Genomic DNA, 13460 nt, shown 5'->3' with positions numbered 1-13460 from the left:
GTGTATCCGTTTATTATAATGGTGCAATGAATAATGTTTCTGGTAGGAATACTACTTCCGATGGCTATAATTTAGGATTAAAATATCAGTGTGTAGAATTTGTAAAACGATATTATTACGAACACTATAAACACAGAATGCCTGATTCCTATGGTCATGCTAAAAGTTTCTTTAACCCCAATATTAAAGATGGCAACAAAAACAAACAACGCGATTTAATACAATACAGCAATCCAAGTATATCCAAACCAGAAGTTGGAGATTTAGTAGTATATTCAGGCAATCTCTTTAATAAATACGGACATGTATCTATAATCTCTAAAACAAGTAACAATACCATTGAAGTGATTCAACAAAATGTAGGTAAAACTACTAGAACATCATTTCCTTTAAAACAACAAGGTAACATGTGGAATATTGACAATCAACGTATCCTAGGTTGGTTACGAAAACAAAAAAAACCTTAAACACTCCTCTTCCCCTTAACCTCTAAACCAGTAGTCGACCCATTAAAATGTTTTTCTTCGGCGTATTCGTAGCCTTGTTTCCACCATTTTTCCATTAAGGGTTTGCTAAAAATTAAAGAATTCTCTGTGAGTTTGGTAGGGGTGTAATACAAGTTAAGCTTTACCGTTTTCTGAATCGCGGCGAGTTTTCCTATCACAATATCATGCTGTTCTACTTGGTCTAATAAATGACCGAATAAATTCATCATTAATGAAAACGGGTTCTTTCCTAAGACTTTATTTTTTTTCATCTGTTCCGATTCCAAAATTACCGCATCAATTTCTGTGGCCCCGCGTTTTATGGCTTCTTGAATAGGCACCACGCACGAAAATCCGCCATCGGCATATTCGTAACCATTTACTGTCGCTAAAGACATAAACGGTATGTAATTACAGGAAATCCATATCCATTCGCAAAATTCTTCATAGGAATAATCATGAATAGACTTGTACTCGACTTTACTTTTAGACAAATTGGTAACCGTTACAACCACATCTTCCTTAGTGCGTTTAATGAGATTGTATTCTTCTAAAGTGAAATTCTTTTTAATGTTTCGCCTTAAAGATTTACTTTCTCCAAACGTCCGTTTCCGTTTAATAAACTGAAGTATGGAACTCAAATAATTAATAGTTACATACTCACGGCCTTCTTTTTTGCGTTGAATAAATGGACTCACGCTAAAAATATCATGTTGCGTAACATTGGTGTACATTTTATGCAATTTTTTTAAATCGCCCGTAGCCAAATGCGGCATTAACATACTTCCTGTAGAGGTCCCCAAAAACATATCGTATTCACGCTTGTTGCGTTCTATTAAATATTGGGCGACACCACCCGCGAAGGCACCTTTACTTCCGCCTCCCGAAATTACTAATGCTCTCATATGTTTTCTAATTGGCTAATTTCATCATTTTTATATTTGGCAAATTCAAATCCACTTTGCCACCACTTCATCATATTCTTTTTATTAAAAATTAAAGAGTTTGTGGTTAATATGGTTGGCGTGTAATAAAAGTTAATAATCGCATCGTTATTTGTGGCTACATATTTCCCGATTTTTATATTCTGACTCTCGATACGGTCCAGCATAAACGCAAACATATTGGTAAGTAACGAAAAGGCATTTAAGGATGGCATGCGGTTAAACTGAGTGACTTCGGTTTGTAAAATAATAGCATCTACTACTTTGGCACCGCGTTTTATAGCTTCTTCTATAGGCACCATAGACCCCAAACCTCCATCGGCATATTCGAAACTATTCTTTTGCACCAAACTCATAAACGGGGTGTAATTGCACGAAATCCAAATCCACTCGCAAAACTCGTCGTATTCAAAATCTTTAAGCGATTTATATTCTGTTTGATTAATGGATAAATTTGAAACCGTAACCACCACATCGGTATCGCTTTGTTTTAGTTCTGAAAATTCGGCTGGGGTAAATACTTTTTTAATCAGTTTCTTAAGGTTTAAACTCTCTCCGAATGTTTTATTTCCGTTTAAAATATTGCGCAACACATTCACATGATTGATGCTAATGGTTTCGATACCTCTCTTTTTTTTGATTAAAAACGGACAGCTATTAAATATATCGTCTTGAGTAACACTTGTATAAATGCCTTTAATTTTATCCACTTTCTTTAGCGCCAAATGAGAAGCTAATAGACTTCCCGTAGATGTCCCGATAATAAGGTCGTAATTATATTTTTTATGCTCTATAAGATATTGAGCCACACCTCCTGCAAATGCACCTTTACTTCCTCCTCCCGAAATTACAAGCGCTCTCATGGTGTTGTAGATTGTGTTTCTAACCGACTTAAAATAGCTTTATACTTTGGCTGTGTTTCTAAAGTCGATAGCAATTGTTTTGCCATTTTACTTAGTCGCCAATTGTGATGCGTTGTTGCTTGCTTGATATTTGAAATTGAATCTTCATTATACAACTGAAGCGCATCAACATAACTAAAAGCCAGCTCACGGACTTCAAAATCGTATTCCGGCCCTGTATAACTGATTAATTCATTGATGTAAGACACATTCTTGTCGGCTTCAAACTCTGGAGTCGACAAGGCTAAAACCAACCACAATTGTCTGATATTTTTAGATTTAAAACCAACGCGCCCTTTTGTTTCTTCTAAATATGAAGCGCGTTTATCTGGAAAGTTAGACCACAAATTGTATAAGGCCATTTCCTGAGTCTGATACGATTTATCGTTTAACAAGGTTTCGTAAGCCGATTGCAATTCTGAAGGAATCGTTCTCAAGGTTTGAGCAATGGTCTGACGCACTTCTACACCATTTTCAAGCACTACCGCTTCCGTAATTAATTCCGGATGTTTTTTTATGATTTCTTGTTTTTCAAAATAAAACTTAGAAGCGTCCATTAAAAAATCGACGTCTTTATCGACCGAACATTCAATATACTCCAAATGCTTGATGTAAAAACTCATATCGTCTTTAGCATTTTCAACAATAGACTCCTTTGGAAATTCTACAGTGTTTAACCACAAATCGAAAAACGCATCTAAATTTTCACCGCTAGTCGCTTCTACCGCCTTAATAAAATCGTCTGTCTCTACATTTTTAAACTCATGTGCTTTTAAATACTGCCTAACAGCCATTTTAAAAGCCTTATCGCCCACTTTTACACGCAAAGCATGCAAGAGCCACGCTCCTTTTTTATAAAACGTTGTACTGCTCGATTTCGGATTTAACAAGGCTGTACTTTGTCCGCTTGCATCCTGCTCCTCCAATTCTTTAGCATATTCATACAACCGCATTTTGTAATAATCGTTTCCAAAAATATCGCGTTCGGCGAGTAACGCGTAATAGGTCGCGAATCCTTCTTGTAACCAATGGTGCGTCCCCGAAGTTTCGGTAACCAAATCTCCAAACCATTGGTGTGCCAACTCGTGAGCATTTACGTTTACGTAATTTCTATCTACAAAACCAATATCATCTACCACATAGGCATCAGAAAAAATGGTTGCCGTGGTATTTTCCATCCCTGCATACAGAAAATCTGCCACCGGAATTTGCTTATAATTGTCCCAGGGGTACGGCACACCAATTTCTGTTTCCAAAAAATTAAATAGCTGTGCACTGTATCTGTATGTTGGTTCTACTTTTGAAACATCTTCTGGATAATAGTACAACTCTAAAGGGATTCCGCTTTTAGATTCGAGTATTTTTTTATCGTATTTCCCAATGGCAATGGCAAACAAATAATTACTCATAGGCTTGGTCGATACGTAGCGCCAAGACGTTAAATCATCTTCCGATTTTATTTTTTCTTTTAATTCACCATTTGCAATAACCTTATAGCCATCAAGAAAGTTCACTGTCAGGTCTAAGGTTGTTTTTTCATTCATATCGTCGAAACTCGGCAACCAATTACTCGTGTATTTCCCTTGGCCTTGCGTCCAAACTTGCTGTCGGCCGTCGTATTCCCATCCTACAAAATACATGGCTTTTTTGGGGGTTGCAGTATATTCTAACTTCAGTGTGTTATTATCACTTCTTTCAAAATCAGACAGTATCCACAGTTTTTTACCATCGTTTGTAAAGGCTATATCTTGTTTATTTAAGGTCACTTTTGAAATGTGCATCTGCTGAGCATCAATAAAAATAGAATCTGTAGCATGTAAAACATCAAAAATATACGAAACCTTACCTGAAATTTCTCTCTCCAAAGGCTGAATAGACACTTGTGCAGTAATCGACTTAAAATCAATCACATCAATTTGTTGACTCCACAATACACTACTGAATATCCCAATTAAAAAGTATAAAAAATGCTTCATATCTTAAATATAACAAAGGTTTTAGTAAAATTCGTAAAAATTAGGGTTTTATGTTTCAAGTATAAGATTTATCTTCGTTTTTATGAATTCCAAGCTTCAAACCCCAATTGACTACTTAAAAGGTGTCGGCCCAAATCGTGCCGATTTACTTAGAAAAGAACTTGGCATACATACGTATCAGGATTTAATTAATCTCTTTCCTAATCGTTATCTAGACCGAACTCAATATTACAAAATCGCTCAATTACAGCGTAACAATGCCGATGTACAAATTATTGGGCGCGTTACCGGACTTAAGGAAGTATCGCAAGGCAAAGGAAAACGCTTAGTTGCTAGCTTTCGAGACGACTCTGGTGCTATGGAACTCGTTTGGTTTCGTGGCGCAAAATGGCTCAAAGAAAGTATTAAATTAAATACCGATTATGTGGTGTTTGGAAAAGCTAATGCCTTTGGCACCAACTTTAGCATGCCACATCCGGAAATGGAACTGTTGGAAGACCATGAGAAAAATCTGCGTTCGGCCATGCAACCTGTTTATCCATCCACCGAAAAATTATCGAACAAAGGAATTACCAACCGGGTGATGAGTAAAATCATGCAACAGTTATTTTTAGAAACTCATGGTAAATTTGAAGAAACGTTGTCTCGTGATTTATTAACCGAACTTAAATTAGTTTCAAAATCTGAAGCGCTTTTTAATGTCCATTTCCCGAAAAATCAAGAGCTCTTAGCACGCTCACAATTCCGATTAAAATTTGAAGAATTATTCTACATTCAGTTGCAATTAATTCTGAAAAATCTAATTCATAAATCAAAAATAAAAGGCTTTCCTTTCGACCAAGTTGGCGAATATTTTAACACTTTCTTTAAACACCATTTACCATTCGATTTAACCAACGCACAGAAACGTGTGATTAAAGAAATTCGTGCCGATTTAGGTAGTAATGCGCAAATGAATCGGCTTTTACAAGGCGATGTGGGTTCGGGGAAGACCATAGTCGCTCTCATGTCAATGTTAATCGCACTTGACAACGGTTTTCAAGCTTGCTTGATGGCTCCTACTGAAATTTTGTCAGTCCAACACTACAACGGATTACATAAGCTATGTAAAGAACTAAATATCAGTATAAAAATACTCACGGGTTCAACTAAAACTTCAGATAGACGAATTATTCACGAAGCCCTCGAAAATGGCGAATTAGACATCTTAATTGGTACGCATGCGCTACTAGAAGATAAGGTGAAATTTAAGAATTTAGGACTTGCTATAATAGACGAACAACACCGTTTTGGAGTTGCACAAAGAAGTAAATTGTGGAAAAAAGGCCCTCCTCAATCCTCCCAAAAAGAGGAGGCAAAAGCCATACACAAAAAGTATATGACGGCACGACCATCGGCCTACAATTTACTGAAGACTTTAAAGCAAGAAAACAAAAAAAACAGCACCCAAGCTGAGCAGATTTTATGGGAAAGTTTACGTGCTAAAAAACTCAATTCAAAATTCAGAAGACAACATATAGTTGATGAATTTATATGCGACTTTATTTGTCTTGAAAAGAACTTAATTATTGAAGTAGACGGAGGATATCACAACACGGCAGAACAAAAAGAAGCAGACAGTCTACGTACCCAAATTTTAAATGATTTAGGGTATAAAGTGATTCGTTTTACGAACGAACAGGTCATTGGCGACATAGATAACGTATTAAATAAAATTGAAAACCTATTGAAAAGTCTCCCCTCTGGGGAGATTAGTGGGGCTATACCCCCTCACATTTTAGTGATGACTGCAACGCCAATTCCGAGGACTTTAGCCATGTCGGTTTATGGTGATTTAGACATCTCTATAATCGATGAGTTACCACCAGGAAGACAACCTATAAAAACGGTACATCGTTTCGATTCTAACCGATTAAAAGTATTGCGATTTATAAGAGACGAAATAGATAAAGGACGCCAAGTTTATATAGTTTATCCGCTGATTCAAGAAAGCGAAAACATGGATTATAAAGATTTGATGGATGGCTACGAAAGCATAGCTCGCGATTTCCCTAGTCCGAAATACCATATCTCGATTGTACACGGAAAAATGAAACCCGCCGATAAAGAGTTTGAAATGCAACGGTTTATAAAAGGAGAAACTCAGATTATGGTTGCCACTACAGTTATTGAAGTGGGTGTAAACGTTCCGAATGCATCGGTAATGATTATTGAAAGTGCCGAGCGTTTTGGATTATCGCAACTACACCAGTTGCGCGGTCGTGTAGGTCGTGGTGCAGAACAGAGTTTCTGTATTTTAATGACGAGTCATAAACTAAGTAACGATAGCAAGACCCGTTTAGAGACCATGGTAAGAACCAGTGACGGTTTTGAAATTGCAGAAGTCGACTTACGTTTACGAGGTCCTGGAGATATTATGGGCACGCAACAAAGCGGTATTTTAAACCTTAAAATTGCAGATATCATTAAAGATAACGACATTTTAAAACTCGCTCGTTTTCACGCAAAAAACATTTTAAAAGACGACCCTAGACTTATTAAAGACCAGCATCGTCCTATACTTTTCACCTATCAGCAATTAGCGAAATATAAAAATATTTGGAATTACATTAGTTAAACTATTCATTTAGTAATTTACCTATAAACGATTTAAAGTCAGATTTATAATCATCATATAAATCTCCTGTAGCAGGTCCGTTAAATCCAGTATGTATTTTTCTAACCTTTCCTTTTTTATCGATATAAATCGCAGTTGGATAAGACAACACATGATTCAACATAGGGAGTTTTTCTTGAGCCGATTCTTTATTTGTAGACCCATATTGTGCCAATAAAATAGGATATGTAATACCTAATCTCGATTTTAAACGTTGGATGTTTTCAAAGGCTTTTTCTTTCGTTTTGGCATATTCAAATGCAAGTCCTATAAACGCAATATCATCAGAGTTATTAGCTTTTAAATACTCTACAAAATATTTACTTTCGTCTAAACAGTTTGGACACCACGTCCCCATTAACTGCACCACAACCACTTTATCTTTAAATTGCGCATCAGACAAAGACACCATATTTCCTGAAGCATCAGGGAAAGCAAATGTTAAAGCATCGTATCCTGGCTTTAAAAAGGTTAAAGAATCGGCGTCGGCTAATTCAAACATTTCATTACGTTTGGCCTTAAAGGACTCTTTAAAATGATTCCCTGAATAAAACGTTCCAGTCATTGTACTATCGTTCACATCTGCCGTAAACAAGAACGCATGAGCACCGTCGAAAGCAGATAGCTTCATGGTATTGCCTTCAACACTACCTTCTAAAAAACGATAATCTCCGGTAGTCGTTCTAAATGTTCCTGTAACGCTATCGCCATTCTGCTTAAATATACCTTTGGCTTTATACTTATCTTCAGGGCTGTCTGGAGAAAAGGTTGTTTCCCAAATACCGTCGACGTTTACCTCGGCTTTTTTACTGGTTTCAAATCTATGATATACGCCATATTCAGCTTTAAATGGCACAGCACGCTTTAATTCATCTATAATAAAGAATCCGTTTAACGATTTTCCCGCTGTGAGTTTCGCTTTTAAATATCCTTCAAACACTGGTAGTTTTATAATTACACTATCGTTTTTAAAAGAAATCTCGTCTACTTTAATTTCTTCTTCGGCATTAAACACGGTAAGCGTACTATCGTTAACCACCTCAAAATTAAAAGGTAAAACCTCAGAATCTTGAGCTTCAATTGTCGCCCTCCACATGCCTTTTTCAAGTTTTTCAGATTCAGGTTGTTTACAATTAAATAGACATATTGCAACACTTAGCAATAAAAAATAACGCATAGAATATAGTTTTAATTAGTATTCGAAGAAACATCAAATTCCTTACAATAAAAAAACATTTTACAATTTTATAGACGTTGAAGTATTACTATCTTTGCGCTTTTAAGAAAACACGCTTTACATGAAGATTTCATACAATTGGTTAAAACAATTTATTAAAACTGACTGGTCTGCAGAGCAAACCGGAGAACTTTTAACCGACCTTGGCCTAGAGGTTGAAGGCATAGACACGTTTCAATCTGTAAAAGGAGGCCTAGAAGGCATTGTTGTAGGTGAAGTATTAACTTGCATACAGCACCCGAATGCTGATAGATTAAAAATTACAACCGTAAATATTGGCGCAGAAGCTCCTGTACAAATTGTATGTGGTGCACCAAATGTAGATGCTGGACAAAAAGTTCCTGTAGCTACCATTGGCACGACGTTATATACTGAAACTGGTGAAGCTTGGACCATTAAAAAAGGTAAAATTAGAGGCGAAGAAAGTTTTGGAATGATCTGCGCCGAAGATGAACTTGGTCTTGGGAAGTCTCATGATGGTATTATGGTTTTAGATGCCGATTTAAAAGTAGGAACAGCTGTAGCAGATATATTTGATGTCGAAAATGATTTGGTTTTCGAAATTGGATTAACACCAAACCGTGCCGATGCCATGAGTCATTATGGTACAGCCCGTGATTTAAGAGCCGGTTTGTTACAAAAAGAAATTCACGCCGAGCTTATTACACCTTCTGTTAGTGCGTTTCATGTGAATAACAGAACATTTCGTGTAGATGTCGATGTACAAAATAAAGAATTAGCACCTCGTTACTGTGGAGTTAGTATTTCTGGAATTAAAGTTGAAGAATCTCCAGAATGGTTAAAAAACCGACTTAAAGCGATTGGTTTAACACCTAAAAATAATGTTGTTGATGCTACAAACTATGTGCTTCACGATTTAGGGCAACCGCTTCACGCTTTCGATTTTAATAAAATTTCTGGTCAGAAAGTGGTTGTAAAAACAGTTGAAGCTGGAACGAAATTCACCACTTTAGACGGTATAGAGCGTACCTTACACGAAGATGATTTAATGATTTGTGACGCCGAAAAACCAATGTGCATTGCTGGAGTTTTTGGTGGCGAGCAATCTGGAGTTACAGAAAACACTACTAATATTTTCTTAGAAAGTGCTTATTTTAATCCGGTTAGTGTTAGAAAAACCGCAAAACGTTACGGCTTAAATACAGATGCTTCTTTTAGATTTGAAAGAGGAATAGACCCTAATTTATGTGAATACGCTTTAAAACGCGCCGCTTTACTTATTGTTGAGCTTGCTGGTGGAGAAATTTCTAGTGAAATAGAAGATTCTTACAGCAATAAAATAGAAGATTTCCAGGTTCGTTTAAGTTTTGATAATGCAAAACGTCTTATTGGAGAAGAAATCCCTAAAGATGTAATTAAGCGCATACTTATGTCTTTAGACATTAAGATAAACAACGTTACAGAAACAGGTTTAGGCTTGACAGTTCCTGCTTACAGAAACGATGTACAACGTGAAGCCGATGTTATTGAAGAAATATTACGTGTTTACGGTTACAACAATGTAAAAACGACTGAGAAATTAAATGCATCTATTTCTAATTCGTCACGTTTTGAAGATCATAAGATTCAAAACACCATTGGAAATCAATTAGCATCACAAGGGTTTTACGAGATTATGGCCAATTCTTTAACATCGCCAGATTATATTAACTTGAGTGAGCAATTAAAATCAGATCACAACATTAGTATGCTTAACCCTTTAAGTAACGATTTATCTGTTTTAAGACAGTCGTTGTTGTTTTCAGGTTTAGAAGCTGTGTCTCACAACATAAACAGAAGACGTCCGAATTTAAAATTCTTTGAGTTTGGAAAAACCTATCACCAATACAATGAAAATCGCGAAGAGTTTAAACACTTGTCGTTATTTATTACAGGAAATAAATCTACCGAAACATGGAACTCGGCACCTTTAAAAGGAGACTTCTTTTATATGAAAGGTATTATTAACACCGTTTTAGAACGTTTAGGATTAACTAGATTTAGAACCTCTCCTATTTCCAACGACATATTTAGCGAAGGCTTACAATTAGGTCTGGGTAAAACAAAATTAGTGGAGTTTGGTTTAGTTAAATCTAGCATTTTAAAGCATTTTGATATCTCTCAAGAAGTCTTATTCGCCGATTTTAATTGGGATGCTATTATTGATTTAGTAAAACACAATAAAACGAAATACTCCGAGATTGCTAAACACCCAGAAGTACGTCGTGATTTTGCTTTACTTCTAGACGATCAAGTAACTTTTGAAGAGATTTATACAATTGCAAAACAAACGGAAAAGCAACTTTTAAAAGAGGTAAACTTGTTTGATGTATACCAAGGTAAAAACTTACCTAACGGCAAAAAGAGTTACGCAGTGAGCTTTATTTTACAAGACGAACAAAAGACACTTACCGACAAGCAAATAGACAAGATTATGAATAAATTACAATCTAATTTCGAAAACAAACTAGGTGCAGAATTAAGATAATGGATTGACAACATATAAGTAAAAAGGCCTGCAAATTGCAGGCCTTTTTTTGTGTCAAAAATTAAAAAATTAGATAACTTTTACATTAATCGCATTTAATCCTTTTTTTCCTTCTTTTAATTCAAATTCAACTGTATCTCCTTCTTCAATTCTGTCAATTAAGCCAGAAACGTGTACGAAATACTCATTGCTTGAACCTTCCTCTACTATAAACCCAAATCCTTTAGATTCATTGAAGAATTTTACTGTTCCGTTTTTCACTGTTTTAAAAAAATAATATTAATAATAGTAACAAATTTAAGATTATTAACTACTTAGCAAAATAAATACGCAATTATATTTTTAACTCAAATGCAACATAAAACATTGAAAATCTAACTTATAAACATAAAAAAACCCTATCAATAAATTGATAGGGTTTCAAGATCTTAAAAAGTATATATACTACTGAAAGTATTAGATTACTTTTACATTTACTGCGTTTAATCCTTTTTTACCTTCTTGTAAATCGAATTCTACTGCATCTCCTTCGCGAATTTCGTCAATTAATCCAGAGATGTGTACGAAATGTTCTTTGTTTGTGTCGTCTTCAATAATGAATCCAAATCCTTTTGAGTCGTTAAAGAATTTTACTGTTCCTTTGTTCATTGTAATAAATTAAATAATTATAATTACTACAAATGTAGTGTTATAAATTAGATAACCTGCTATAATTTTATTTTATTTTTAATAAATATTCAATTTTTCTTTTATCCCCCTATTTTTAAAAGATTTTAAAAGATTATTGAAAAGTTCGTATCTTTAAGTATAACTAAATTTTTAAAACCATGGAAGATTCAAATTATATAAGAGTATTTACAGGAAGTTTTATTATTACCCAAAGAATTGTTCAAGAACTTGAAGCTGCTGGCATAAATGCTATTGTTAAAGACGAGAGTGAATCTGGAAGATTAGCAGGTTTTGGAAGCTCCATTCAGGGACAACAAGATTTATACGTTAATAAAGACGAACAAAAAGCGGCTGCTAAAATTATTGAAGCCACTGCTTCGGAATTAGACGCATAAAAAAACCCTGACGAATCAGGGTTTTTAAAGCATATTTTATTTTATAACTTAGACAGCGTACATTTTGTTACGCTGTTCTTTTGTTTTAGAATCGGACATGTATTCATCGAATGTAGTATAACGATCAATAATTCCGCTAGGTGTTAATTCAATTACACGGTTAGCTACTGTCTGCGCAAACTCGTGATCATGAGTAGAGAACAACACGGTTCCTTTAAAGTTCTTTAGCGAGTTGTTAAATGCTGTAATACTCTCTAAGTCTAAATGGTTTGTAGGTTCGTCTAACATTAATACGTTAGCTCTAACCATCATCATTCGGCTTAACATACAACGTACTTTTTCACCTCCAGATAATACATTAGATGTTTTTAATGCTTCTTCCCCACTAAAAATCATCTTTCCTAAGAATCCACGAACAAATACTTCTTCACGCTCCTCCTCTGTAGTTGCCCACTGACGTAACCAATCGACTAAAGTTAAGTTATTATCGAAAAAAGCACTGTTATCCAAAGGTAAATACGATTGAGAAGTAGTTACTCCCCAACTAAACGAACCTGAATCTGCTTGCTCCTTATTATTTAAAATTTGATAAAATGCGGTTGTTGCTCTAGAATCTTTAGAATAGACCACCACTTTATCTCCTTTATTAAGGTTTAGGTTGATGTTTTTAAACAAGATTTCTCCATCTAGTGAAGCCGATAAATTTTCAACATTCAAAATCTGATCTCCAGCTTCTCTATCACGTTCAAAAATAATGGCTGGATAACGTCTACTTGTACGTCTAATATCCTCTATATTCAATTTATCAATCATTTTCTTTCTACTAGTTGCTTGCTTACTTTTTGCAACGTTAGCAGAGAAACGACGGATAAATTCTTCTAATTCTTTCTTCTTCTCTTCAGCTTTTTTGTTTTGCTGTGCATGTTGTCTTGCTGCTAATTGAGACGACTCGTACCAGAATGTATAGTTTCCTGAGTAGTGATTAATTTTAGCAAAATCAATATCAGAGATATGAGTACACACGGCATCTAAAAAGTGTCTATCGTGAGATACCACAATTACACAGTTATCGAAATTCGCAATAAAATGCTCTAACCAACTAATTGTTTCGTAATCCAAGTCGTTGGTAGGCTCATCCATGATTAAGACATCTGGATTTCCAAAAAGTGCCTGTGCCAATAACACACGTACTTTTTGCTTTCCATCTAAATCTTTCATTAAGGTGTAATGATATTCTTCATTAATCCCTAAATTAGATAATAAAGCCGCGGCATCACTATCGGCATTCCAACCATTCATTTCTTCGAACTGCACTTGAAGCTCACCAATTTTTTCAGCATTCTCATCTGTGTAATCAGCATAAAGAGCATCTATTTCTGTTTTTATTTTAAACAGTGGCTTGTTCCCTATAATAACGGTCTCTAAAACCGTATGATCGTCGTACAAGTTGTGATTTTGCTCTAAAACCGACATACGCTTGCCAGGCTCTAAATGAACATGACCCGAAGTAGGCTCTTGCTTTCCTGCTATTATATTAAGAAAAGTTGATTTTCCAGCGCCATTAGCACCAATAATCCCGTAGCAATTACCTTGATTAAAAACTGTACTTACTTCATCGAAAAGCACACGCTTCCCAAATTGAACGGAAAGATTTGAAACTGATAACATATATAGTGTTTTAATTAGCTGCAAAAATAGAAAATTACAT

General features: G+C 35.3%; 11 protein-coding genes. 4 read left to right on the top strand and 7 right to left on the bottom strand.

The window, feature by feature from the left end; translation table 11 throughout:
- Positions 1-26 precede the first annotated feature (26 nt).
- Positions 27-467 carry a CHAP domain-containing protein gene (locus tag ACKC83_RS11920; RefSeq protein WP_434035661.1) on the top strand — a complete coding sequence of 147 codons (441 nt, stop codon included), beginning with the start codon at positions 27-29 and terminating at the stop codon, positions 465-467.
- Here ACKC83_RS11920 and ACKC83_RS11915 read toward each other — a convergent pair.
- From ACKC83_RS11915 to ACKC83_RS11905, 3 genes are read right to left on the bottom strand one after another with little or no spacing between them, the layout of a single operon-like run.
- Positions 464-1390 carry a patatin-like phospholipase family protein gene (locus ACKC83_RS11915; protein ID WP_434035660.1) on the bottom strand — a complete coding sequence of 309 codons (927 nt, stop codon included), beginning with the start codon at positions 1388-1390 and terminating at the stop codon, positions 464-466. The two genes, ACKC83_RS11920 and ACKC83_RS11915, sit on opposite strands and share 4 nt — an antisense overlap.
- Positions 1387-2292, bottom strand: coding sequence for a patatin-like phospholipase family protein (locus ACKC83_RS11910; RefSeq protein WP_434035659.1), 906 nt, complete (start codon positions 2290-2292; stop codon positions 1387-1389). The genes ACKC83_RS11915 and ACKC83_RS11910 overlap by 4 nt, the downstream gene beginning before the upstream one ends.
- Positions 2289-4307 carry a M1 family metallopeptidase gene (locus ACKC83_RS11905; protein ID WP_434035658.1) on the bottom strand — a complete coding sequence of 673 codons (2019 nt, stop codon included), beginning with the start codon at positions 4305-4307 and terminating at the stop codon, positions 2289-2291. Before ACKC83_RS11905 ends, ACKC83_RS11910 begins: the two co-directional genes overlap by 4 nt.
- Positions 4308-4389: 82 nt before the next feature.
- Between ACKC83_RS11905 and ACKC83_RS11900 the strand changes: the two genes are divergently transcribed.
- On the top strand, positions 4390-6924 hold the full coding sequence (locus tag ACKC83_RS11900; RefSeq protein ID WP_434035657.1) for a DUF559 domain-containing protein: 2535 nt from the start codon (positions 4390-4392) through the stop codon (positions 6922-6924).
- 1 nt (position 6925) lies between these two features.
- On the opposite strand, the gene ACKC83_RS11895 is transcribed toward ACKC83_RS11900, so the two are convergent.
- Complete coding sequence (locus ACKC83_RS11895; RefSeq protein WP_434035656.1) at positions 6926-8140, bottom strand: peroxiredoxin family protein; 1215 nt, start codon at positions 8138-8140, stop codon at positions 6926-6928.
- A 121-nt stretch (positions 8141-8261) separates the two neighbouring features.
- Between ACKC83_RS11895 and pheT the strand changes: the two genes are divergently transcribed.
- Positions 8262-10688 carry a phenylalanine--tRNA ligase subunit beta gene (pheT, locus tag ACKC83_RS11890; protein ID WP_434035655.1) on the top strand — a complete coding sequence of 809 codons (2427 nt, stop codon included), beginning with the start codon at positions 8262-8264 and terminating at the stop codon, positions 10686-10688.
- 69 nt (positions 10689-10757) lie between these two features.
- Here pheT and ACKC83_RS11885 read toward each other — a convergent pair whose 3' ends face one another.
- Both ACKC83_RS11885 and ACKC83_RS11880 read right to left on the bottom strand, forming a co-directional pair.
- Entirely contained in the window at positions 10758-10949 is a 192-nt protein-coding gene (locus ACKC83_RS11885; RefSeq protein WP_414036878.1) for a cold-shock protein, read from the bottom strand.
- A gap of 195 nt (positions 10950-11144) precedes the next feature.
- Complete coding sequence (locus ACKC83_RS11880; protein WP_038528380.1) at positions 11145-11336, bottom strand: cold-shock protein; 192 nt, start codon at positions 11334-11336, stop codon at positions 11145-11147.
- Positions 11337-11515: 179 nt separating this feature from the next.
- Between ACKC83_RS11880 and ACKC83_RS11875 the strand changes: the two genes are divergently transcribed.
- Positions 11516-11752 carry a DUF2007 domain-containing protein gene (locus ACKC83_RS11875; RefSeq protein ID WP_434035654.1) on the top strand — a complete coding sequence of 79 codons (237 nt, stop codon included), beginning with the start codon at positions 11516-11518 and terminating at the stop codon, positions 11750-11752.
- A gap of 48 nt (positions 11753-11800) precedes the next feature.
- On the opposite strand, the gene ACKC83_RS11870 is transcribed toward ACKC83_RS11875, so the two are convergent.
- The gene (locus ACKC83_RS11870; RefSeq protein WP_414036880.1) at positions 11801-13420 is read right to left on the bottom strand and encodes an ABC-F family ATP-binding cassette domain-containing protein; all 1620 of its coding nucleotides are present in this window, start codon (positions 13418-13420) and stop codon (positions 11801-11803) included.
- Between the last annotated feature and the right edge of the window lie 40 nt (positions 13421-13460).

It is taken from the genome of Formosa bonchosmolovskayae, assembly GCF_051016085.1.
GTDB lineage: Bacteria > Bacteroidota > Bacteroidia > Flavobacteriales > Flavobacteriaceae > Formosa.
The sequence above is the reverse complement of the archived record's forward strand: the minus strand, read 5'-3'. Positions and strand labels throughout refer to the sequence as shown.

Excerpts from the sequence above, each read along its gene's own strand:
- ACKC83_RS11920 (WP_434035661.1), top strand. The coding sequence starts at position 27 with ATGAATAATGTTTCTGGTAGGAATACTACTTCCGATGGCTATAATTTA.
- ACKC83_RS11915 (WP_434035660.1), bottom strand. The coding sequence starts at position 1,390 with ATGAGAGCATTAGTAATTTCGGGAGGCGGAAGTAAAGGTGCCTTCGCG.
- ACKC83_RS11910 (WP_434035659.1), bottom strand. The coding sequence starts at position 2,292 with ATGAGAGCGCTTGTAATTTCGGGAGGAGGAAGTAAAGGTGCATTTGCA.
- ACKC83_RS11905 (WP_434035658.1), bottom strand. The coding sequence starts at position 4,307 with ATGAAGCATTTTTTATACTTTTTAATTGGGATATTCAGTAGTGTATTG.
- ACKC83_RS11900 (WP_434035657.1), top strand. The coding sequence starts at position 4,390 with ATGAATTCCAAGCTTCAAACCCCAATTGACTACTTAAAAGGTGTCGGC.
- ACKC83_RS11895 (WP_434035656.1), bottom strand. The coding sequence starts at position 8,140 with ATGCGTTATTTTTTATTGCTAAGTGTTGCAATATGTCTATTTAATTGT.
- pheT (WP_434035655.1), top strand. The coding sequence starts at position 8,262 with ATGAAGATTTCATACAATTGGTTAAAACAATTTATTAAAACTGACTGG.
- ACKC83_RS11880 (WP_038528380.1), bottom strand. The coding sequence starts at position 11,336 with ATGAACAAAGGAACAGTAAAATTCTTTAACGACTCAAAAGGATTTGGA.
- ACKC83_RS11875 (WP_434035654.1), top strand. The coding sequence starts at position 11,516 with ATGGAAGATTCAAATTATATAAGAGTATTTACAGGAAGTTTTATTATT.
- ACKC83_RS11870 (WP_414036880.1), bottom strand. The coding sequence starts at position 13,420 with ATGTTATCAGTTTCAAATCTTTCCGTTCAATTTGGGAAGCGTGTGCTT.